This window comes from Romboutsia faecis, from assembly GCF_014323405.1.
Classification (GTDB): domain Bacteria; phylum Bacillota; class Clostridia; order Peptostreptococcales; family Peptostreptococcaceae; genus Romboutsia_E; species Romboutsia_E faecis.
In genome coordinates this window covers 67,114-91,590 of record NZ_JACRWE010000004.1, presented here as the reverse complement: position 1 = coordinate 91,590, position 24,477 = coordinate 67,114, and the positions used below count along the sequence as shown (strand labels likewise).

The window sequence follows — 24,477 nt, the reverse complement described above, 5'->3', positions numbered from 1 at the left end:
AGACATTTGCAACATTTTCTCAGCTGCTTGCCTAGTATTTTTATATTTCAGCCCGAGCTTTCATCATCACACTTACTGAATTTCTATCATTTTTCCATTTGCAACATATATAATTTTTTCACATATGTTTGTTATATGATCTCCGATTCTTTCAAGATATCTTCCTACAAATAAAAGTCTAGTACCTTGATCTACATTATTAGGGTTTTTGCACATTTTGCTTATATAGTGCCCCCTTGATTCTTCATATATTTTGTCTATGATATCATCCCTCATAGCAATATCATAAGCTAACTTTTCATCACACTCAATTAGAGATTTTTTAATATCGCTAAGCATGCTTAAGCATACATTAGACATTTTTAAGATTGAATCTAAATTTACTATATGCTCTTCATTACCTATAGCTAATGTTTCTTCAGCTATATTTTCAGCATAATCTCCTATTCTTTCTAACTCTATAGCTATATTGCTTAAAGCATATATTTCTCTTAAGTCTCTAGCCATTGGTTGCTTTAATACCATTAACTCTATAGTTCTATCTCTTATATATTCTCTTAGTGTATCTATATCTTCATCTAGTTTTATAACTTTTTTCGCACAATCTAAATCCTTAGTTACTAAGCTATTAACCGATAAAGAAACAGCTTCCTCACACTTTTCAACCATTCTAACTGCATATTCTTTAAGAGTATTTATATTAAATTCTAATTTTGTCACAATCATACTCGCTCTCCTTTATAAATTTTTAACCCCTTATTTTATCCAAATCTTCCAGTAATATAGTCCTCTGTACGTTTATCAAATGGATTAGTAAAGATAGTCTTCGTTTCATTGAACTCTACCAATTCCCCATTTAGGAAAAATCCTGTGTCATCAGAAATACGAGCTGCTTGTTGCATATTATGCGTTACAATTATAATTGTATATTGTTTTTTTAAATTTTCAATAAGCTCTTCTACCTTTAATGTAGATATTGGATCTAATGCTGATGTTGGTTCATCCATAAGTATAACTTCAGGTTTCATAGCTATAGCTCTTGCTATACATATACGTTGCTGTTGCCCCCCTGATAATCCTAGCGCTGAAGACTTAAGTCTGTCCTTAACTTCATCCCAAATTGCAGCTCCTTTTAAACTTTCTTCTACTATTTTGTCTAGTTCTTTTTTATCTTTTATCCCATGAGTTCTGGGACCATATGCTACGTTATCATATATACTCATAGGGAATGGATTTGGCTTTTGAAATACCATACCTACCTTAGTTCTTAATTTTATAACATCATCAGATTTATATATATCTTCGCCATCTACTTCTACTAAACCTTTTATTGTTACATTATCTATCAAATCATTCATTCTATTTAGCGTTCTTAGAAATGTTGATTTTCCACATCCAGAAGGTCCTATAAGAGCTGTTACTCTATTAGACTTTATATTCATATTTATACCTTTTAATGCTTTATTGTCTCCGTAAAATAATTCTAAATCTTTTACGTTTAATTTTGTTGAATTAATTATACTCATATCTTCACCTCTTAGACATATTATTTAAATTACCAATTTTAATGAGTTAATATTTAATTTATATAAATTTTAGTAGTTCGCTTTGTTTAATTTCTTTGCTATTGTTTTTGCTATTGTATTTAAAGTTAATACTATAAATATTAATACTATACCTAAAGCTGCAGCTGTTTGAATATCTCCAGACTCCTTAGTTAAAAGATATGCATGAACAGTTAATGTTCTTGCACTATCAAATATCCCCGAAGGCATTTGAGCAACAGTCCCCGCTGTTAAAAATATTGCTGCTGATTCTCCAATAACACGACCTACTGATAATATTATTCCTGATAATATTCCTGGTACTGCACTTGGAAGCACTACTTTATAAAGCGTTTGGAACTTTGTTGATCCAAGAGCTAATGATGCTTCTCTATATGATCTTGGTACAGTTTTTAAAGCTTCTTCTGTAGTTCTAATTATTAAAGGTAATATTATTATTGCAACTGTTAGTGCTCCTGATAAAATGGAGAAACTTAACTTTAATACTGTAACAAAGAAAATACCTCCGAATAACCCATATATTATAGATGGTATTCCTGCTAAACTTTCTGTTGCAAATCTTATTGCTTTTACTAATTTACCTTGTTTTGCATATTCTTGCATATATATTGCTGCTAATATTCCTATTGGTGTTGCTATTGCTATAGAAACGCCTACCATATATACCGTACTAACTATCATAGGTAATATACCACCATCTCCCGAAGATGAATAATCACTTATTAAAAAATGTAAATTAAGCTTTCCAACTCCCTTCGTAAATATATACCCTACTATTATTGCTAGTGTTCCTACTGTAAATATTGCTGATAGATAGATTAAAAACTTTAGTATGTTTTCTTTAAATTTTCTCATCTTAATCTACCCCCTTAGATAATTTATTTAGTATTAGATTTAAAATTAATATGAATGAGAATAATACTACTCCTGTTGCAAATAGCATTTCTTGATGAGTTCCAAATGCATATCCCATTTCAAGAGCTATATTTGTTGTAAGTGGTCTTACACTATCCATTAAAGAACTTGGTATCATAGGTGAATTACCTGCTACTAATATTACTGCCATTGTTTCACCTAATGCTCTACCAATTCCTAATACTACTGCTGCTAGTATTCCTGACTTTGCAGCTGGTAAAACAACTTTAAATATTGTTTCTATTTTTGAAGCACCTAATGCTAATGAACCTTCTTTATACGCTCTAGGCACTGCTCTTATTGCCGTTTCTGATACAGATATTATTGTTGGTAACATCATTATTGATAAAACTATTATTACTGCTAATAAACTCTGACCCTTAGGTAGATTAAATGTATCTTGTATTGCTGGTACTATAAATGCTAAACCAAATATCCCATATAATACTGATGGTATACCTGCTAAAAGTTCTACAGCTGGTGACATTAACTTAGCCACTTTTTTAGGAGCTATTTCTGCTATAAATACTGAAGTTAAAATTCCTACTGGTACTCCTATAATTAACGATCCAACTGTAGCTATTAATGAAGCTATAATCATTGGTAATATTCCAAATTTATCTGATGAAGGTAACCAATCAACTCCTGTTAAAAAAGCTGTAAATGAGTATCCTTTAGATATGAATGGTATTAACCCCTTATAAAATACAAATCCTATTATTAGTAATAAACTTACTACTGCAACTAATGCACTCATAAAAAATATATTCTTTGCTACACTTTCAGCTATATATTTACCTTTATTGTTTCTATTTTTGTATTTTTTCTTTATGCCTACAGCTTGAGATTCAACTGACATAAAACAACCTCCCACTTTTTCACTATTTAAAATAAATTTCTTATGTTTATATTCAAAATGCTTTTCTTTAATTTAATAATATAGTAGAAAAGTTAAATCCAAATTATATCCAGGTTAATTAAAGGTAAAAATATTACATAGTTTTAACGCGTATTTTACATTACATAAAAAAGAGCTATTTTAAGAATCAGCATTTCTTAAAATAGCTCTTTTTTAATTTAGTGGAAATCTATATTATTTTACTCTTATGAACCCTTTTTCTTCTAATATACTTTGTCCTTCATCGCTTAATATGAAGTCAATTAAAGCTTGTGCATTATCAGAGATACCATCTTTATTTACTAATATAAATGGTCTTGCTATTACATATTCATTATTTGCAACAGTTTCATGGTTTATTTCTACTCCATCAACTTTTACAGCATTTACAGCTTCATCAACATATCCAAATGATATGTAACCTATCGCATTTGCATTTCCTTCAACAGTAGATTTTATATTTCCTGAACCATCACTTATTTGAGCATCTTTGATTAACTCTTCTGATTCAAATCCTACCTTTTCTTGGAATCCATCTCTAGTTCCTGAACCGTCTTCTCTTGAAACAACTACTATTGGAGCATCCTCACCACCAACTTCTTTCCAGTTAGTTATCTTTCCTGTATATATATCTTTTACTTGGTCTAAAGTTAAATCGGTAACCTTATTTGCTTTATTAGTTATAACAGCTATACCATCAGTTGCTATTATAGTTTCTTTTAATCCTGAACTTTTTTCCTCATCTTTTAAATCTCTTGAAGACATTCCTATTTCAGATACACCTTCTATAGCATTTTTTATTCCTGCTGAAGAACCTAATTGTTGGACTTCAACTTTAATGCCTGAGTTCTTACCTTCAAAGGCTTCTGCTAATTTTTCCATTGGTGACCCTACTGAAGTAGATCCTGATATTGTTACTTTTGTTTCTTTAGCACTGTTAGCATCAACTTCTGAATTAGATCCACATCCTACAGCTAGTCCTGCAACTAATATTGTACTTGATAATAATGTTAATACTCTTTTCTTAAACATTTCATTACCCCCGATATATTATAATTTGTATTATTGGCTTTTCTTTACACTTCAATAATACAAATCTTTTGTTAACTAAATATTATAAATTAGTTAAATAGAAGTAAATATTGTTAAGACTATGTAAATATACTATAATTTAAATAAAATTCCCACAATTGCACCTATTAATAAGAATACAACAGGGTGTTTTTTCGAATTTCTAGACATAAAGAATACTATTATAAATAAAATCAACGCTTTATAGTCAAACATATTAACTATATTCTTCGTATCTATAAATTTACTTAAGGTTAAAATAGATATATTTATTACTTCAAACCATGCCACCGCTATAAGTCCTGTAACTGCAGGTCTTAAACCATAAAATACAGCTTCAACTTGCTTACTTTCTCTAAACTTATTTAAGAAATGAGCAATTATAATAATTATTATAAAAGAAGGCATTACTAATGCTGTAGTTGCCACAAGCGATCCTATTATTCCTCCTGCATCAAAACCTGCATAGGTTGCCATATTTATGCCTATAGGACCTGGTGTTGATTGAGATATAGCTAGCATATCTGCAAGTGTCGATTCACTAAACCAAGGATAGTTCCTTGCAATATCATATAAGAAAGGTAATGTTGCTAATCCTCCTCCTATTGCAAATAATCCTGTTTTAAAAAATTCATAAAATAATTGTAAATAAATCATTAGTCTTTATTTCTCCTATACTTAATTATTAGTCCTAATATAGCTGCTGAAATAACCATATAAATGGATGAAATTTTTAATAATGCTCCACATATGAATGTTAAGGCAAAAATAACTATCCCTGCTTTATCAATAACAGAATTTTTCCATAGTTTCATAATCGCATTAAGTATAAGTACTGCTACCACTACTCTAATTCCAGAAAATGCATTTTGTACAACTTCATATTTAGAAAAGCTTTGTAAGGATGTTGCTATAATCATAATTATTACAAGAGAAGGAAACACAACTCCCATAGTTGCAAATAATGCACCCATAATCCCCTTAACTTTATATCCTATAAATGTAGCCGTATTTACTGCTATGATTCCTGGTGTTGTTTGTCCAACAGCATAATAGTCTAATAACTCCTCACTTGTAGCCCACTTTCTATTTTCTACTACTTCTTTTTCCAACATAGGTAGCATAGCATAACCTCCTCCAAAGGTTAATCCACCTATTCTACAAAAGGTTTTAAACAAATCAAATAGTTCACTCATAAAATTTATCCCTTTCTTTATGTATAAAATATAAAACAGGGCATATATCAATATTGATACAGCCCTATATCTTTATAATTCTTCTTCTAGTTTATCAACTAATCCACTAAATACACTTAATGCTTGATCTACGGATTCTTTCTTTTCCATATCTACACCGGCAGCTCTTAATTGATTAAGCGGATAGTCTGAACCTCCACTTTTTAAAAATTCTATATATCTTTGGACTGCAGTCTCTCCTTCAGTTAATATCTGTTGACTTAATGCACTTGCAGCAGAGAATCCTGTCGCATACTTATATACATAGAAGTTTGAATAGAAATGTGGTATCCTAGCCCACTCTAATCCAATCTGTTTATCTACATCACAAGATTTTCCATAGTATTTTTCGTTTAAATTATAATATATATCTGTAAACTCTTTTGCTGTTAATGGCTCTTTATTTTCTACTCTTTCATGCGTAAGTTTTTCAAACTCCGCAAACATCGTTTGTCTATACACAGTAGTTCTAAATTGTTCTAAATAATAATTTAATAAATAAATTGTTTCTTCTTTTGATTGTGAATTCTCCAATAAATAATTTATTAATAATAATTCATTTAAAGTAGATGCTACCTCTGCTACGAATATTTTATAACTTGAGTATAAATACTCTTGGCTAGTTCTAGAATAATAACTATGAACTGAGTGACCTAATTCATGTATTAACGTAAATAATGAATTTAAATCATCATGATAGTTCATAAGGATATAAGGATGTGAATCATAGCTACCCCAAGAATACGCTCCACCTTGTTTCCCTTCATTTTCATAAACATCTATCCAACCTTCTTTAAATGCTTTCCTTATTATATCTAAATATTCTTCTCCTAATGGCTTTAAAGCATTTAGTATTATATCTTGAGCCTTTTCATAAGGAATCTTAATATCAAATTTTTCTGTTAACGGTACATATAAGTCATACATATGGATTGTGTCTAATCCAAGAAACTTTTTCTTAAGTTCTACGTATTTATTAAGCGAATCCAAGTTTTCATCAATTGCTAATATAAGATTATTATAAACATCCACACTTACATCATCATTAAATAATGATCCTTCTAATGCAGATTTATGCTTTCTCATTTTAGAATAAAATATTTCTGATTTTATTCCACCATAAAGAGTTGATGCAAATGTATTTTTATATTTATCATATACAGAATATAAAGATTCAAAAGCAGATTTTCTTACTTTTTTACTTTTACTCTTTAAGAATACAGAAAAATTAGAATGAGTTAACTTAACTTTATTTCCATCCTCATCTTCTATCTCAGGAAATTCTAAATCTGCAAAAGATAACATGTCATATACATTTTCAGCTACGCCTGATATATCTGATGCTGCTGCTAATATTTCCTCTTCTTTTTCACTTAATGTATGTGGCTTTTCTCTTAAAATATCCTCAATATATTTTTTATAGAAACTTAATTCCTTCGAATTTAAATATTCATTTAACTTTTCTTCATCTATTGATATTATCTCTGGTACCATATATGATGTTGCCATTGATAACTCTGTTGAAATCATTTCTATTTTAGTTGCCATTGCTTGGTTTTCATTTATTCTTGTATCTTCATGTTGTTTCATGTGAGTATATACATATAAGTTTTGTACTATTCTTGATGCATCTTCAGATGTTTTAAGTGCTTGATATAAATAATCTTTATTGGTAACTAACTTACCTCTATACTCTTTTACTTGTCTTATTAAACCCTCTACCCTTTTAATATCCTTTTCTAAAGCTTCCTTACCACTGTACATTTCATCTATATTCCATTTGTATATAGATTCTATAGAATTTCTATCTTTAACCATATTTATCTCTCCTTTAAATAATTTTTATTATAAAAAATCTATAAACATTACATAATTAATCTTCTTTAATTCACTACTAAATTCACTTAACATTAATCTTCTATCATATATTACGAAAAATCTTATATTCCATATATTATTGCCGCCTGATTCCATATCCATATTTTTTATAATAATTTGAGACTTTGCTAGTTTATTATAAACTTCTGGTAATGCTTCAATATTATTTATAGTTATACTAAGTATAGTTTCTCTATTTTTAAAAAAAATTTTATCAATTCTTTTTAAAATGTATAATGTAGACATGACAAAAATCCACGCAGATACACCTAATATGTACTGACCATATCCTATTGTTATTCCAATACATGCAGTCGCCCATATTCCTGCTGCTGTTGTTAATCCCTTGATCCCATTAGATGTTTTTAAAATAGCACCTGCACCTAAAAAGCCTATTCCCGATAGTACCTGTGCTGGTAATCTTGCCGGGTCTATATTAGCGTAATCATGGTATTGATTAAATAAACTTAGCGCTGTTATAGATGTAATACAAGAACCTACAGATACTAATATATGTGTTCTAAAACCTGCAAATTGGTGTGATTTTTCTCTTTCTAATCCTGTTAATCCACCAATAAATAATGCTAACAATAATTTTATTATAATTTCACTAAATCCTATAATAATCTCCCCCGATCTTTAATAGATCTGTGTATTATAATTAATCTATATCTTTATCTTGATTTTCATAACTTATAATATTTATATGTTTAGGATAAGCTATTTTAATATTATTTTTCTTAAATACTAATAAAATTTGAAGTTTAGCTTCTTTAAGTGCAGAAAAATATTTATAAGATTTTACTATTCCAGTTATAGTATACTGAACTCCTATTGAACTTTTGTCTATATCTGTTATCCCATATACCTTAAATGACCTAGACATCTCATTAGAATCATATAGGTATTCTTTATACTTATCATTCATTATTTGGCATACTTCCTCTAATGCTGATATTACCTTCATTGGATCTTCTTCGTATGATACTTTAACATGGATAACTGCTCTCATTTTATTTTTGCTATAATTTTTTATGCTAGTTATATTTCCATTAGGTAATGTTATTCTTCTTAAATCCCAATCCCTTATGCTAGTACTCCTTATCCCAATTTCTTCTACAGTTCCTCTAAACTCTTCATTAATGATAACAAAATCGCCTACTTGAATTTGTTTTTCAAATAATATAAAAAAACCATTAAATATATCTTTCAAAATGCTTTGAGATGCAAAACCTGCTATTAGTCCAACTATACTGGCTCCTGTTACTAATGATCCAAACTTGGTAGCATCTACAATCCCAAACTCTCTTAAAATTAGAATAATACATATAACAAACACTATATAATAAGATACAGATGATAAAACACTATATAAGGTATTTTCATACCTTACATCAAATCTTGTAAATTCAAACAATCGACGCAAAAGGAAGTGTATAAGCTTAAGTAGTGTGTATGAAATTATAACTAAAATAATAGTATTTATAATCTTAGTAACAAACATATTCATCATCCTTCATGTTAAATAAAATTCTATCTTAATTATTTAATATTTGCTATTTATTTTTAATTATACTTAACATGTTAACAATAATACTTATAATTTTAGATATAAAAAAACCCACTTTCGTGGGACTATTTACTCAAAAATATATATTTGTTAATTAAAACATCTATTTTTTGACTTGCTTCAATTAATTCTTCTTTAAATATTTCTGGATATTGTATATAAGTATTTATTTCTTGCCTTAATTCTTCTATTTCAGTTTTTAGTGTTTCCAATTCGCTATTAGCCATATTAATCACCACTATTTTAATTTATATTTTTATGTACATTCTATCAAATCCTGATATTCTCTGTCAATGCGTTTTACATAATTTACCAGTTAATGGTATACAATATTTTGCTACTATTCCTACAAAAAGTCCTGTAACTAAAGATGCTGTTAGCATAAACGGAAGGTATCCTATTGCCAAGGTATTTTCAACTATTATACTAGCTACTATTAACTGTCCTATATTATGACCAACCGCACCTATTATACTTACTCCTATTAATGAAAAACCATCAATCTTAGAAATAATATACATCAATAATAAACTTAAGTAAGCACCCCCTATGCTAAATAATAAATAAGATAATGGTCCTGAAAATATAGATGATAGTATAACTCTAATTGTAACTATTATAAATGTATCTTTTATCCCTAATAATATTAAAGAAATTAAAGTTATAATATTAGTTAATCCTAACTTAGCTCCTGGGAATAATATTATCAATGGATTTGGAATATATGTTTCTACTATATATAATATTAAACTATATCCTATCATTAGACTTAAAAATGTAAGTCTTTTTGTTTTCATATCTTTCATCCCCAAATATTATTTTCTTTTCTTTTTAAGTTATACTTTAATTATAATTCAAAAAACACTAAAAAACTCTTTTAATTAACAAAAAAATAATTTATATATATAATTTTAATTATATATATGCGTTATCCACATTTCTTGACTTTTCAAGCCTCAACTGGTACAATTTTAATGATAATGAATTTCATTAGGAGGTATAAATAATGACTGTTTACGATTTAAAAATTGGTCAAAAAGGCCTAATTGATAAAATTAACGGTAACGACAAGTTAGTTAAAAGACTACTTGCTTTAGGTTGTATAGATAATACAGAAATAGAAGTAAAAAAGGTTGCACCATTTGGCGACCCAATAATAATAAGGTTTAGAGGATTTGATTTTGCACTTAGAAAATCTGATGCAAAAAATATTTCACTAAAATAGAAGAGGTGATCATTTATGATTAATGTAGCATTACTCGGTAATCCAAATGTTGGTAAAACCACTATATTCAACTCACTTACAGGTTCGAATCAATATGTTGGAAACTGGCCTGGAGTTACTATCGAAAAGAAAGAGGGATTTTTAGGTAAAGACATAAAAGTAGTTGATTTACCTGGTATATATGCAATGGATACTTTTTCTAATGAAGAAAAAGTGGCCAAATCATATTTAGAAAATGATGATGTAGATATAATAGTTAATGTAGTAGATGCAGCTAACTTAAGTAGAAACTTATATTTAACTACTCAACTTATGCAATTTAATAAACCTATAATAGTTTTATTAAATATGATGGACGTAGCAAAATCCAGGGGTATAGATATAGACACAGAAAAACTTAGCAAAGAACTTAATGTAACTATAATTCCTACAGTTGCAAAAAAGAAAAATAATCTTGATGCTATAGAAAGCACAATAAAGAATACAGTAGGAAAAGAAACTGCTTATAATAATAACTTTGGTGGTGAAGTTGAAACTTATAAAAAGCTAGAAACTATACTTTCTAGATGTAGTAAATCAACTTCAGAACAAAAGAAAAGTATAAGTGATAGAATAGATGATATAGTATTAAATCCAATACTCGCTTATCCTGTGTTTTTAGGTTTATTATTCCTTTTATTCAAATTTACATTTGATTGGGTAGGTGGACCTCTTCAAGAAGGACTAGGAGGACTTATAGAAACTTATGTAATGGCTCCTATGGATACTTTATTGGCTAACTCAAGTGAATGGTTTAGATCTCTTATAATAGATGGTATTTTAGGAGGAATAAGTGGAACATTACCATTCTTCCCTCTTATATTTACTTTATTCTTAGGGATATCTATATTTGAGGATAGCGGATATATGTCTAGAACAGCATTCTTAATGGATAAAGTAATGAGTAAAGTTGGCTTATCAGGTAAGGCCTTTATACCAATGGTAATGGGTCTTGGATGTTCTTCTCCTGCTATAATGGCAACTAGAACATTAGAAAGCGAAAAAGATAGAAAAATAACAGCTTTAATAGCACCTCTTATGACTTGTGGTGCAAAACTTCCAATATATGCCTTATTTGTATCTATATTTTTCCCTGATAATGAGGCTTTAGTTACAACGTCTTTATACTTAATAGGTATATTGGTAGCTATATTAGTTGCTTTAGTTTTAAATAAAACAGTTTATAAGACACAAGTTGAACCATTTATATTAGAGTTGCCTGAATACAAACTTCCTACTATAAATGGATTACTGAAAAATACTTGGAATAAATCAAAAGGATTTTTGATAAGAGTTGTTACTGTAATGTTTGCTATGTCTGTTGTTATATGGGCACTTTCATCATTTAACTTCTCTGGATTTACTGAAAATATAAACGATAGTTTCTTAGCTTCAATAGGTAAAATAATAGCTCCTATATTTGCACCTTTAGGATTTAAAGACTGGAGAATCTCTGTTTCTATACTTACAGGTTTAGGGGCTAAAGAAATAGTTGTTAATACACTGATAGTACTTTTCGGTGACTTAAAAATAGTTTTACCTACAATATTCACAGGAGTTAGTGCTTACTCATTCTTAATATTCTCTGCTCTTTATACACCTTGTATAGCAGCTCTTGCAACTATGAGAAAAGAATATGGAAATAAAATGATGCTTATATCTCTAATATATCAGTTTGCATTAGCTTGGGTTGCTGCTTTTATAGTAAGTATCATAGGAAATGAAGTTATATCTGTTTCAAGTGGATCTTTAGTAGAATTATTAATAGGTGCAGTGATAGTATTATTAGCTATATTTATACTATATAAAATGTTAAGAAAAAAATCTAGTGGTTGTAGTTCTTGTTCTAGTTGTTCATCTTGTCCTTCAAGTTCTAATTGTAACTCAATGGAAGATACACAAATAAAAGAACAATCTGTACAGAAAACAGTTTAAATAAAATTTATTAAGTTAATAATAAAGGTGAAATTGATAATTCAATTTCACCTTTATTCATTTCTATATTTAAAATTTAACATCCAAAGTTACTTCTTTTCCATTTCTATATACAACAATCTTTGTTGTATCTCCTTTTGAATAAGTATATAAAGCTTTTGTTAAATCTGACATACCTGTTAAACTAGTATCCCCTACTTTAACTATTATATCTCCAACCTTTATTCCTGCTGACTTCGCTGCAGTATTATCTAAAATTTCTGCCACATATACACCATTATCTGTACCTAATTTTTGATTTGTTGCAGCTTCATATGTTGATGCATCTATACCTTTTATACCTAAAGTTACTTTTTCAAATTTTCCTGTTTTTATTATAGATTCAACTATAGGTTTTGCTGTATTTATAGGAATAGCAAATCCTAAACCTTCTCCTTGAGAAGCTTTTGCTGTGTTTATACCTATTACTTGACCATTTTGATTTAATAAAGGTCCTCCACTATTACCAGAGTTGATGCTAGCATCAGTTTGAAGAAGACCTGTCATAGTACCTTGTTCTGTTTCTATTGTTCTATCTAATCCACTTATAATACCTTGAGTAACACTTCTTTGTAAATCTAAACCAAGTGGGTTACCTATTGCTATAGATATATCTCCAGTTCTAACATTATCGCTATCTCCAAACTCAGCAGGAGTTAAACCTGTTTTTTCCACTTTTACTATAGCTAAATCTAACTGAGCATCATACCAATAAACTTGACCTTCTGTCGTTGTACCATCATTGAATAATACATTTACCTTATTAGCTTTTCCATCTGATACAACATGTGAGTTAGTTAATATATATCCATTAGCATCTACTACAACACCTGTCCCAACCCCTTCTGATTCTGTAGGTATTGCAAATCTATTATTTGTACTTATTGTGGTAGTCGTTATACCAACTACTGAAGGCATTGCTTTCTCCGTTACTGCATGATATATATTTTGACTTTTACCATTTTCATTTACTACTATTTCAGAACTTGAGTTTGTTGTCCCTGTTCCACTTAATATATTATTTTTTACCACCGCTACTGTTAATAAAGAACTTAAAACTGAACTAATTATAGCTACAATTACTACTAATCCTATGCCTCTTTTACGCGACATAATATCCCTCCTCCATGTTTTTAATTATTAACTTTAGAAATATTCTATTTTTTATTGTTTGCACTTTCTTATTTTTAATACAAATTTATATACCAAATAAAAAAGAAATCATCATAAGAAGTTACTTCTATCTTATGATGATTTCATTATATAATTTCAATCTTAATTAAACCTTAATTATTAAGTCTTTTTTCCAATTCTGCTCTTTCTTTTTCAAATCCTGGTTTTCCTAATAAAGCAAACATGTTTCTTTTGTATGCTTCAACTCCTGGTTGATTAAAAGGATTTACACCTAATAAATACCCACTTACTGCGCAAGCTTTTTCAAAGAAATAAACCAGATATCCAAAGTTATGCTCATCTAGTCTTTCCATGCTTACTAATAAGTTTGGAACTTGTCCATCTGTATGAGCTAATAAAGTTCCTTGGAATGCTTTTTCATTTACAAAATCTATAGTCTTTCCTGCTAAATAATTTAACCCATCTAAATCTATATCTTCTTTTTCTATAGTAACATTTCTCTTTGCATTTTCAACAGTTATAACTGTTTCAAATAATATTCTCTTTCCTTCTTGTATATATTGACCCATAGAATGTAAATCAGTTGAGAAGTCTACTGATGCAGGGAATATGCCTTTATTATCTTTACCTTCACTTTCACCGAATAACTGCTTCCACCATTCACTTACATAGTGTAATTGTGGTTCATAATTTACTAATAGTTCTATATCTTTTCCTTTTCTATGTAAAAGATTTCTTACTACCGCATATTGATAACTTTGATTTTCTTTTAGATCTGTGCTTTTAAACTCTTCACAAGCTTCTTGTGCACCTTTCATCATTGCATCTATATCTAATCCAGATGCAGCTATTGGTAATAATCCTACTGGTGTTAAAACAGAGAATCTTCCACCAACATCATCTGGTATAACAAATGTTTCATACCCTTCTTCATCCGCTAATTGCTTAAGAGCACCTTTTTTAGAATCTGTAGTTGCATATATTCTTTTATTAGCTTCTTCTTTTCCATATTTCTTTTCTAAAAAGTCTTTAAACACCCTAAAGGCTATTGCAGGTTCAGTAGTAGTCCCTGACTTTGATATAACATTTATTGATACGTCTTTATCTTTTATAACATCTAATAAATCCATCATATATGTAGAACTTATATTTTGTCCTACGAAATATATTTCTGGTGCTTTTCTATCTTCTTTACTTAAATTATTTCTAAAAGAATGGCTACACATTTCAATAGCAGCTCTTGCCCCTAAATAAGAACCACCTATCCCAATTACTATTAATACATCTGAATCTGATTTTATTTTTTCAGCCGCATTTTTTATTCTTCCAAACTCTTCTTTGTCATAATCATTAGGTAGTTCTACCCAACCTAAAAAATCATTTCCTAATCCAGTTTTTTCATGAATCATCTTATGTGCTACATCAACATAAGGTTGCATAGACATAATTTCCTCTTCATTGAAAAAATTCAGTGCTTTACTATAGTCAAACTTTACTTTTCCCATAAACTTACCTCTTTCTTTAAAATAGTCTATCAAAATTATATCATAACTCTATACTGATTTTTACTAAAAAAATCCAAATGGAAAGTTAATTTTAGTACTGTTATATATTTTTATCGATGATGAATATTTGCTTTCATTAAAATAAAAATGAAATAAACCTAGAGTACGTAGTAAAAATACAATACTATATACTCATGGCTTATTTCATTTTGTTTTTAAAGAAATTAAAATTTTATTAATTATGTCCTACCTGTTGAGCTATTACCTGTTGAGCAATATTTACTGCATGATCAGAAACTCTTTCTAGGTTAGTTATTATATCTAAATAAATTACTCCACTATCTATACTACATAAATTTTCATTTAATCTTCTCATATGGTTAAGTCTACACGACTTTTCCATTATATCCACTTGTTCTTCCATTTTGATAACTTTACAAGCTAAATCAACATCATTAGTTCTCATAGATTCTAATGCATATGTGTATGTTGAGATAACTTTATTGTACATATCATTTAGTTCATCCTTACCTTGAGTAGAGAATTCAACTTCATAGTTTATTGCTGCCTCTGATAATTCTGCTATATTTTCAGCATGGTCACCTATTCTTTCAACATCATTAACTGTGTTAAATAAAGCATCAACAACTTCTCTTGAATCTTCATTTAAAGGTGCTTTTGATAGTTTTAATAAATAATTTAAAATTGTTTTTTGTAATATGTTAATTTCTTTCTCTATTTTTAAAGATTTATCTATATTATCTTTATTATCATCTAAAATTGATTCCATAGCTAAGTTTAATGATTCTTTAGATTTCTCTCCCATTCTTAGGGCTTCTTTTACTGTATTAGCTAATGCAATCGAAGGTGTTTCTATCATTCTTTCATCTATATATTTAACTATCTTATCATCATCTTCTTCTACATCACTAGACTTATCTGGAACTAATGTAACTGCTAGTTTTATTATAAATTTATTTAATGGTATCATTAATATAACTGATATTATATTAAATAACGTGTGTGTATTAGCTATTTGTCTTGCAACATTCCCTGGATCAGCTGCTGTTACCATCTTTACTATTGGCTTATTTAAGAATATTAAAAATACTACTGTTCCAAGTACATTAAATATCAAATGTATCATGGCAGCTCTTCTTGCATTCTTATTAGCACCTATACTTGATATTAAAGATGTCACACAAGTACCTATATTTTGCCCATATAATATAGGAAGTGCTGAAGCTAAAGGTATTAAACCTTGTGATGATAATGCAACTAACATACCCATTGATGCACTTGAACTTTGAACTATTGCTGTTATACCAAATCCTAATAAAAGACCTAGTAATGGATATGTACCAAATGTTAATAATAAGTCCGTAAATCCTTTATACTCTGCTAAAGGTTGTACTGCTTGTTTCATAAAATCCATACCTGTAAATAATATACCAAAACCTATTAGTATTTCAGCTATATGTTTTACCTTTTGTTTACTACTAAATAAGTAAAGAATTATACCTATTCCTAATGCTACCGGTGCAAGGCCATTTAAATCAAAAGATACTAACTGAGCAGTTATTGTTGTTCCAATGTTAGCACCCATTATGACTCCTGCAGCTTGAGGCAATGTCATTATACCTGCATTTACGAAACCAACTACCATAACTGTTGTAGCGCTAGAACTTTGTATAACTGCTGTAACTAAAGCTCCTACTAAGACACCCATTATGATATTACTTGTAAGTAACTCTATGATCTTCTTCAGTCTAGTTCCTGCTGATTTTTCTAGTGCTTCTCCCATAAGATTCATTCCATATAGGAATAGCCCTAGACCACCCATAAGACTTATTGCTATCTCCACTTTTTTGCTTCCTCCTTAAGGATAATTATAATTGTCTAAAAACTAATGTCCTATTGTATTTTATCAAATAGAATAAGACATTAGTGTTAAATATATGTTAAATATTAAATTTGTATTAAGTTTTTGTTCAATTTTTGTTAAATATTTTATTATACTTATATAATTCTCCTTAACTTTTTACTTATTTGAATATTTACCAATTATTTTTTCAGCGCATTTAATACCATCTACAGCAGCAGTAACTATCCCTCCTGCATAACCTGCACCTTCTCCACAAGGATATAGATTTCTAGTATTTATAGACTCCAATGTTTCATCATCCCTTACTATCCTTATAGGTGCTGAAGATCTTGTTTCCACAGCAGTTAAAACTGCATCGTCCATTGCAAATCCTTTTATTTTTCTATCAAAACCAGATAATGCTTCCTTCATTGTTTCCGTCACAAATTGTGGCAAACATTCTCTTAGATCCACAAAAGTATATCCTGGCTCATAAGAAGGCTTAACACTTCCTATTTTAGTAGATATCCTATCATTTAAAAAATCTCCAACTAACTGAACTGGAGCATTGTAATTTTGACCACCTAATTCATATGCTAACCTTTCATATTTTTCTTGGAAGTACATTCCCGCTAATGGGTGGTCACTTCCAAAGTCACCTGGCACTACATTTACTAAAAATGCACTATTTGCATTTTCTTTATCTCTAGCATGTTCACTCATACCATTAGTGACAACTTGTCCTTCATTTGATGCCGATGCTATGACACTACCACCTGGACACATACAGAAAGTATATGCAGTTCTTCCGTTTGAAGTATGTTCTATTAATCTATAATCTGCTGCACCTAATCTTGGGTGGTTATGGAAATCCTTATACTGAGATTTATTTATTAACTCTTGAGGGTGTTCTATTCTTGCTCCTATTGCGAAAGGTTTTTGAATTATATGAACACCTCTTTCATATAGCATTTCATAAGTATCCCTAGCACTATGCCCTATAGCAAGGACAACTATATTGGTATCTATAACTTCATTGTCATTTATAGTTATAGATTTTATGCCATTATCAACTCTACATATATCAGTTACTTTGGAATCGAATCTAACTTCTCCACCAAGCCTAATTATTTCATTTCGTATATTTTTAACTACCCCTTTTAAAATATCAGTACCAACATGAGGTTTATGAGAATATAATATTTCTTCTGGAGAACCAAAGTTTACAAGTTCCTCTAAAACTTTTCTACATCTAATATCCTTTATTCTTGTTGTTAATTTTCCATCAGAGAAAGTTCCTGCTCCACCTTCTCCAAACTGTACATTAGAATTATTCTTAAACCTTCTTTCTTTCCAGAATAAATCTATATCTTCACTCCTTCTATCTACATCTAAACCTCTTTCTAATAATAAAGGTTTATATCCCCTTTGAGCTAATACTAATGCGGCAAACAACCCTGCCGGCCCACTACCTATAATCACAGGTCTTTTGTCTAGTTTCTCTGTTCCTGATTCTACACCTTCATATTTTAATTCTTTTATCTTTACTACATCTTTTATATGTTTATTTAATATTTTATCTTCATTTTTTACTTGCACGTCTACAGTATAAACAAAATTTATATTTCCTTTTCTAGCATCTATAGATTCTTTATAAATATAATACTTAACTAAATCATTAGACTTAAATTTTAATTTCTTAATGACAAGTTTTTCTATTATAGATGGATCTTCATCTATACTTATTTTTATATTCGATACTCTTAACATATTTTCACCTCTTTAAATTATTCTTACTCAACAGCATAAAAGGGAATGTCTCAAAATTAATTTACTATGTATACTAGCAAAAGACTTATATATAAAATTATTTATCATTTGCGAATACAAATGTTTTTTAATTTATATATAAGCCTAAAACAAGAATACATCAAATCATTTATTTTGAGGCAGCCCCTTTTATAAACATTACATCTATATTATCTTTTTCTAGATTTTCTATCCAAACTTCATCTAATATGAACTCTTTTATATCATCTATAGATATCTCTTCTATAGTTAAATTTTTTACTAAAGCTATAACCTTAAAACTCTTTTTAAATTTATCTATATATATTTCATCTATTCTCTCTATTATTACCTTTAAATCGCATATAAATGAGTTCTCATTTCCTAACTCTATTTTATTATCATACTTAAAAATCTTAAATTCAAATGAATCTTTATATGGAGTTATTTCTTCAATTCCTAATAAATTCATATTATCTAGTCCTTTTTAGTTATAAGACCTCTTATAACTTTCATATTATTAAATACTTTTTCTAGGAAGTTTTCTGCTTCTTCATTATCTAAAAGAGCTATTTCTAAATTATTGCCTTCTTCTATATTTTTTGATGCACAATATTCTTTAGCAACTTCGATTAGTTGATTTTTTGAATCTATTGATAAATCAAACTCTTTATAATCTATTATTATGTATTGCTTTAATTCTTGAGAAGCACCTTGGTTATATCCTATTTCTATATGGTAGATAACTGCATATAAATTTTCTGGAGTTTGCTCTCCATTGTACACAGGTACCGCTGGATTAGATTTTATAAAATTTGTTGACACTGCTATTGCATTTCCTAAACTAAGATTCATATTTATACCTCTTTCTGTGTATTATATAATTCTATTTTATACATTATTTCTATATATTAAAACCTTTTTTTTATAATTTAAATCTAAATTTGTATATAATTTTATATACCCTCCAATTTTTTACATAAACTTTTTCCTAAAACTAAAATTAGAGGAACTATATTAATATAATTCCTCTAATTTTATTATATATAAGTTATTATTAATTAAGCAAATTAAAATATTATTACGCCTTAAGGTCTTTATATCTCTTTCCTAATGTGCTTGGGCTTATTTCATATTTCTTAGCTATTTGAGCCTGAGTTATAGTTTGTCCAGCTTCTTTTTTAACATAGTATTCTACACCAGCTGCCCATCCATTCTCAGCACCTTTTACTTCTCCTTGAGTTTTCTTATACTCATTCCAGAAGTTTATACCATCTTGTAAGAATTCATCTTCTATGTTTTGTTTTAACATAGTTATTACTTTACAATCATCTTCAGAAACTTCTACAGCTTGAGCTTTAGTTGCTTTTTCTTCTCTTTGAGCTTTTAAGTATTCTGCTATACTTGGCTCTAATAATTGTTGTATATACTTGTATAGTATATGAGTATGATGTATTAAGAATGTCTTCATATCTTTATAAATGTCTTCATATTGACTGAATAAAGTTTTTATATCACTTACAATTATATCTTTTATACCGTCTGATATACTTATTGTTATATCTATTAATATATTTGTATCTCCTACAGTAACAACTCTCGCTATCATAGGACTTCCAACTTTAAAGTCTTTTAAAAGATTTATATCTTCCGTACAAATTTCTTTATCATTTAGACAATCTTTTAATATTACTTTTTCATCTTTTATCTCTTTTACTTCATAAACACTTACATAAGATTCGAATAAGCTTCTTAATATATCTCTTTCTGCTATATCTAAGTTATCTCTGTTTTCTTCGAAGAACTCTACAGTCATAACTTTCTTATTTTCCATTATATGATCTTGTATAAAGTACGTATTAAAGAATCTTTCAAATTTAGCATTTATTTCTTCATCTTCCACTATGAAGAATGTTTCCTTTGCTCTTTCATATTCTGCATTGAACTTCTCATTTCTAGAGAATTCATGTAATTTAGCATATAGCTCGTAATATTGCTTTTGTGAAAGCCCAATCTTTCTGCTTGATCTCTCAGATGCAATATCTTTATTTAAACAACATTTTTTATATTTTTTACCACTTCCGCATGGACATAAATCATTTCTACCTAACAAGGTGACTTTCACTCCTTTATTTCTAAATTAAAGTACAATTAATTATTATACCATTATTTTTCAAATCATTCTACAATTCTTTTATATTTTGCAATATATACTATTTGTTAAGTTTTGGAATTGTGTTGTACTTTAATATAATCTTCTACCCTTTTCGTTTATATCCCTTCAATATTTACTATTTATCGTAATACTATTTGTGCTATCTTATGCTATAAACTATTATATTGCACTCTAATTGTCTAAGCTTATTTATTATACGACTTTAATCTTCATAATACAGTCTACATGATCATTTATTTTATCTATATTTTCTTCTTTAATATTCTTTGTATTTTTTACAATTTCTATTTTATTAACACTTTTTTCTAGACCTATCTTCTTTAACGATCCTTCGATCTTGAGTATATCATTGATTCTACCACTTATATGTAATTCTATATTTGTGCATTTATTGTTATATTCATCTATATATGAATCTTTATTTATATAATTTATGGTTACTATATTTTTTATTTCGTTTTCGATTTGCAAAAGTATATCTTTTTCATTATTAGAAAAAGCGATTCTATCTATTTTTATACTCTTTTTTGCACCTAAATTGCTTTGTTCTTCATTTTCTTTATTTGTGTCTATTAACTGTGTTGCATAAATTGCAGTTATTCCTAGGAGAATTAACCCTAAAAATTTTTCTCTATTACTGAATTTTCTTTTCAATTCTTCACTATTCTCCTATATTATATTTTAGATTAAAAGTATACTTATTACCTTGTTTTGATAGACTATTTATAGAAAAATAACTAGCATTTGACTTACTTCTTAATTGTTCTAATATATCCAAATTATTGCATCCACCCTCAATTTCTATACCAGAGTTGTCTACTAATATTCTATTTATATTTTCTTTTCCTAACAAATTAAATGCTACCTTTATATTATCAAAATTTATATATAAACTTTCTACGTCGCTTTCAATAATATCAACATTTTCATGCAAAATATCTTCCTCATTATAAACATTCATATTTTTTTCTTTATTTATAGTTACTTTATAAATTCCACCTATTATAATTAATATAACAAGGATGTATACTATTTTTATATCTTTTCTATTTAAAGTATAAGGCTTAATAAAATTTATAGTTTTATAACTTTTCATAAAAGAACCTCGTTTTGTTATCTATATAATCATACCTATAGCATTTATATATTTTTTTAAATCTTCTCCTAGTTGATTAGATATTATTATAGACCTTTTATTATTTTCTAAATTTAAAGGGGATACATTTAATGAAGAAAAGGAGTTAATTTCATTGTTTATAGATTTATCTTCAATACCATAGTAATAGACTTTATCTATTTTTTCATCTAAGTTATTTATATAATTTAGATATTGTTCATTTTTAGATAATATATATGATTCACATATCTTTTTATCTATAACTTTATTAAATAATATTTCTTCATTTCTATTTTCTATAAATAATGAATTTGATTCTAAATTAGTTATTAAATTTAATTCTATTAATTTTTGTAAAATATCATAGTTTACATTTATTATTTGTGATTTTATTTTAAGATTTTTTGATATGCTTTTACATAGGTCTATTAAGTACTTTGGAAATAATATTACTTGTATCTTCGCCATTTTATTTATTTGATTTATTATTTTATATTCAATTACATAATCATCAACACTTATATGCATATACTGATTTATATTAAACTTTATCAAGCCTAATATATCTGATTTATTACTAATATTTACATTATCAATCATCCTTATTATTACATCTTCGGTTTGTATGTTATAAAGTATTGACTTATATTTTGATGTGAACTTTTTTGTATTATATATTTTAGACTCTATTATTTTAGTTATATTTTCTACATACTTTTCTTTTTCAGTATCATTTATATAGTACTTATTTGTATTTCCTATAATTTCATTGCTAATATTTAGACTTATATCTTCTTGTATATCATCATCTATATAAATATTTTTCATATCCTGCCTTAGAAAAATTACCCTTACATACGATTTAGTTATTTCTATATTGATAATTTTTTTAATAGTACCACTCCTTAATATTAATTTATTATTCTTTGCTTGCTTCTTCAATTATAGGATAATAATTTTTTCCATCTGACAATACTTTTACACTATCACCAGTTATAGTTATGTCGAAATTTTTTCCTGTCGAATTGCACTTTACATTTGATTGTAAATATCCTTTACTTACTAATTCACTAACATTTACTGAATTTCCACTAACTTTTCCATCATTCAGCGCCACAATTGTTGCTGTTGCAATAGTTGATGCAGTTGCATAATCTGCTTTCATTTTGGCATTTTCTTGAACATTATTATATTTCATTAAAGCCATGCTAGATAGTATCCCTAATATAACTACCACTATCACCATTTCTACTAAAGTAAATCCTTTTCTTTTTTTCATTTTTAACTTCTTCAGGTACATCTTTTCTTTCCTCCTAATTTTATAAATTTATATTGTTGAAATTGTATCAAACATAGGCAATAACATTCCTATTATTAAAACCCCTATAACTGCCGCTACCATTATGATTATTACAGGTTCTATAATTTTCATACCTTGTTCTATTTTATTTTCTAACTCTTGCTCATAAAATTTAGTTATTGAACTTAAAGTTTTATCTAAGCTGCCACTTTCTTCACCTATTGTTATCATATTTATAAATAAGCTAGGAAAAGTTTCAACTAAGTTTAGAGATTTACTTATGGTATTTCCATTTTTAATATACTTCTTACATTTTGAAATTTCATTATATAAGATTCCATTATCTATGACTTGAGATGATATTTCTATAGCTTGTGTTATTTCTATACCACTTTTAATTAGTATATAGAATGCTCTAGAAAATTTAGTTGTAATTACTAATTGGGTTATATTTTTTATGAATGGTATTTTTAATTGGATTTTTTCTATATAAAATTTAACGTTACTACTCGTTTTTATTTTGTAAAATAATATAATCAAACTTATGAAACTAATTGATATTATGTACATATAATAATTTCTAATAAATATGGATGTACTTATTAAAAATTTTGTAAATGATGGTGGTTCTACTCCATTATTAATAAATATAATTTGAAAATTTGGAATTATCGAAATGAACATAAATAAAGCTGCTGCCATTGCTAAAATCATTAAAAAAATTGGATAAGTTAATATAGATATCAATTTAGACTTTAACTTATATTCTTTATCATAATAATCATATAAACGGCTCATAACCATATCTAAATTTCCGCTTATTTCTCCTGCTTTAACCATGCTAACGAAAAATAAAGAGAACTTATTTGTTTTCTTAAATGATTCGCTGATAGAATTTCCTTTTTGAATGTTACTAGACACTTCTTCAAGTACACTAACCAACTTTTTATTGAAATTAATCTTTACCATTTCAAATAATTTTGTTATTTCACATCCAGATTCAAGTAATATTTCCATTTCATTGCATAATATTCTAAGATCTTTGTAATTTATTTTTGTACTTTTAAACGAAAATGGTTTAATACTCCTTATAGACGCAATTTTAAATTTATTTTTAATAGCATAATCAATTACATCTTCTTTAGACCCTAACTCTACTTTAAGAACCTTTCTCTCATTATCTTCATTATAAAATATACATTTATATGTATTCACTAAGTATA

Annotated in this window: 26 protein-coding genes; 2 read left to right on the top strand and 24 right to left on the bottom strand. The window is 27.9% G+C overall.

Annotated elements, in window-relative coordinates; translation table 11 throughout:
- Window positions 1-72 precede the first annotated feature (72 nt).
- The 12 genes from phoU to H8923_RS09590 form a co-directional block, all read right to left on the bottom strand.
- Window positions 73-726, bottom strand: coding sequence for a phosphate signaling complex protein PhoU (gene phoU, locus H8923_RS09645; RefSeq protein WP_153972240.1), 654 nt, complete (start codon window positions 724-726; stop codon window positions 73-75).
- Window positions 727-761: 35 nt separating this feature from the next.
- Window positions 762-1,526 carry a phosphate ABC transporter ATP-binding protein PstB gene (pstB, locus tag H8923_RS09640; RefSeq protein WP_153972241.1) on the bottom strand — a complete coding sequence of 255 codons (765 nt, stop codon included), beginning with the start codon at window positions 1,524-1,526 and terminating at the stop codon, window positions 762-764.
- A gap of 69 nt (window positions 1,527-1,595) precedes the next feature.
- Window positions 1,596-2,420 (bottom strand): phosphate ABC transporter permease PstA, encoded by an 825-nt coding sequence (pstA, locus tag H8923_RS09635; RefSeq protein ID WP_153972242.1) that lies wholly within the window; start codon window positions 2,418-2,420, stop codon window positions 1,596-1,598.
- Between the two features lies 1 nt (window position 2,421).
- On the bottom strand, window positions 2,422-3,339 hold the full coding sequence (gene pstC, locus H8923_RS09630) for a phosphate ABC transporter permease subunit PstC (RefSeq protein WP_153972243.1): 918 nt from the start codon (window positions 3,337-3,339) through the stop codon (window positions 2,422-2,424).
- Between the two features lie 234 nt (window positions 3,340-3,573).
- The gene (locus tag H8923_RS09625; RefSeq protein WP_153972244.1) at window positions 3,574-4,410 is read right to left on the bottom strand and encodes a phosphate ABC transporter substrate-binding protein; all 837 of its coding nucleotides are present in this window, start codon (window positions 4,408-4,410) and stop codon (window positions 3,574-3,576) included.
- A gap of 132 nt (window positions 4,411-4,542) precedes the next feature.
- The gene (locus tag H8923_RS09620; RefSeq protein ID WP_153972245.1) at window positions 4,543-5,106 is read right to left on the bottom strand and encodes a chromate transporter; all 564 of its coding nucleotides are present in this window, start codon (window positions 5,104-5,106) and stop codon (window positions 4,543-4,545) included.
- Window positions 5,106-5,645, bottom strand: a complete 540-nt coding sequence (locus H8923_RS09615) for a chromate transporter (RefSeq protein WP_153972246.1) — start codon at window positions 5,643-5,645, stop codon at window positions 5,106-5,108. The genes H8923_RS09620 and H8923_RS09615 overlap by 1 nt, the downstream gene beginning before the upstream one ends.
- A gap of 72 nt (window positions 5,646-5,717) precedes the next feature.
- Window positions 5,718-7,502, bottom strand: a complete 1,785-nt coding sequence (gene pepF, locus H8923_RS09610) for an oligoendopeptidase F (protein WP_153972247.1) — start codon at window positions 7,500-7,502, stop codon at window positions 5,718-5,720.
- 27 nt (window positions 7,503-7,529) lie between these two features.
- Window positions 7,530-8,153: an MgtC/SapB family protein gene (locus H8923_RS09605; protein WP_153972248.1), complete on the bottom strand. Its 624-nt coding sequence runs from the start codon at window positions 8,151-8,153 to the stop codon at window positions 7,530-7,532.
- A gap of 70 nt (window positions 8,154-8,223) precedes the next feature.
- Window positions 8,224-9,066 (bottom strand): mechanosensitive ion channel family protein, encoded by an 843-nt coding sequence (locus H8923_RS09600; protein WP_172976740.1) that lies wholly within the window; start codon window positions 9,064-9,066, stop codon window positions 8,224-8,226.
- A 131-nt stretch (window positions 9,067-9,197) separates the two neighbouring features.
- Complete coding sequence (locus H8923_RS09595) at window positions 9,198-9,359, bottom strand: aspartyl-phosphate phosphatase Spo0E family protein (protein WP_147539561.1); 162 nt, start codon at window positions 9,357-9,359, stop codon at window positions 9,198-9,200.
- Window positions 9,360-9,422: 63 nt separating this feature from the next.
- A complete protein-coding gene (locus H8923_RS09590; protein WP_153972250.1) occupies window positions 9,423-9,929 on the bottom strand; it encodes a Gx transporter family protein in 507 nt (168 codons plus the stop codon).
- A gap of 209 nt (window positions 9,930-10,138) precedes the next feature.
- Between H8923_RS09590 and H8923_RS09585 the strand changes: the two genes are divergently transcribed.
- Window positions 10,139-10,357, top strand: a complete 219-nt coding sequence (locus tag H8923_RS09585) for a FeoA family protein (RefSeq protein ID WP_147539679.1) — start codon at window positions 10,139-10,141, stop codon at window positions 10,355-10,357.
- A gap of 15 nt (window positions 10,358-10,372) precedes the next feature.
- On the top strand, window positions 10,373-12,331 hold the full coding sequence (gene feoB, locus H8923_RS09580) for a ferrous iron transport protein B (protein ID WP_153972251.1): 1,959 nt from the start codon (window positions 10,373-10,375) through the stop codon (window positions 12,329-12,331).
- Window positions 12,332-12,400: 69 nt separating this feature from the next.
- On the opposite strand, the gene htrA is transcribed toward feoB, so the two are convergent.
- The 12 genes from htrA to H8923_RS09520 form a co-directional block, all read right to left on the bottom strand.
- Window positions 12,401-13,486 (bottom strand): serine protease HtrA, encoded by a 1,086-nt coding sequence (htrA, locus tag H8923_RS09575; RefSeq protein WP_317982870.1) that lies wholly within the window; start codon window positions 13,484-13,486, stop codon window positions 12,401-12,403.
- 170 nt (window positions 13,487-13,656) lie between these two features.
- Window positions 13,657-15,009 carry a glucose-6-phosphate isomerase gene (locus H8923_RS09570; RefSeq protein ID WP_153972253.1) on the bottom strand — a complete coding sequence of 451 codons (1,353 nt, stop codon included), beginning with the start codon at window positions 15,007-15,009 and terminating at the stop codon, window positions 13,657-13,659.
- Window positions 15,010-15,244: 235 nt separating this feature from the next.
- Window positions 15,245-16,873: a Na/Pi cotransporter family protein gene (locus H8923_RS09565; protein ID WP_187127906.1), complete on the bottom strand. Its 1,629-nt coding sequence runs from the start codon at window positions 16,871-16,873 to the stop codon at window positions 15,245-15,247.
- Between the two features lie 177 nt (window positions 16,874-17,050).
- Window positions 17,051-18,643: an NAD(P)/FAD-dependent oxidoreductase gene (locus tag H8923_RS09560; protein ID WP_153972254.1), complete on the bottom strand. Its 1,593-nt coding sequence runs from the start codon at window positions 18,641-18,643 to the stop codon at window positions 17,051-17,053.
- 169 nt (window positions 18,644-18,812) lie between these two features.
- Entirely contained in the window at window positions 18,813-19,133 is a 321-nt protein-coding gene (locus tag H8923_RS09555) for a hypothetical protein (protein WP_153972255.1), read from the bottom strand.
- A gap of 5 nt (window positions 19,134-19,138) precedes the next feature.
- The gene (locus tag H8923_RS09550; protein WP_153972256.1) at window positions 19,139-19,516 is read right to left on the bottom strand and encodes a hypothetical protein; all 378 of its coding nucleotides are present in this window, start codon (window positions 19,514-19,516) and stop codon (window positions 19,139-19,141) included.
- 226 nt (window positions 19,517-19,742) lie between these two features.
- A complete protein-coding gene (locus H8923_RS17690) occupies window positions 19,743-20,774 on the bottom strand; it encodes a YecA family protein (RefSeq protein ID WP_153972257.1) in 1,032 nt (343 codons plus the stop codon).
- A gap of 255 nt (window positions 20,775-21,029) precedes the next feature.
- Window positions 21,030-21,491 (bottom strand): hypothetical protein, encoded by a 462-nt coding sequence (locus H8923_RS09540; protein ID WP_153972258.1) that lies wholly within the window; start codon window positions 21,489-21,491, stop codon window positions 21,030-21,032.
- A gap of 7 nt (window positions 21,492-21,498) precedes the next feature.
- Window positions 21,499-21,933 (bottom strand): hypothetical protein, encoded by a 435-nt coding sequence (locus tag H8923_RS09535; RefSeq protein WP_153972259.1) that lies wholly within the window; start codon window positions 21,931-21,933, stop codon window positions 21,499-21,501.
- Between the two features lie 21 nt (window positions 21,934-21,954).
- A complete protein-coding gene (locus tag H8923_RS09530; protein WP_153972260.1) occupies window positions 21,955-22,782 on the bottom strand; it encodes a hypothetical protein in 828 nt (275 codons plus the stop codon).
- 91 nt (window positions 22,783-22,873) lie between these two features.
- Window positions 22,874-23,254, bottom strand: coding sequence for a prepilin-type N-terminal cleavage/methylation domain-containing protein (locus H8923_RS09525; protein ID WP_153972261.1), 381 nt, complete (start codon window positions 23,252-23,254; stop codon window positions 22,874-22,876).
- Between the two features lie 27 nt (window positions 23,255-23,281).
- Window positions 23,282-24,469 carry a type II secretion system F family protein gene (locus H8923_RS09520; protein WP_317982858.1) on the bottom strand — a complete coding sequence of 396 codons (1,188 nt, stop codon included), beginning with the start codon at window positions 24,467-24,469 and terminating at the stop codon, window positions 23,282-23,284.
- Window positions 24,470-24,477: the final 8 nt, after the last annotated feature.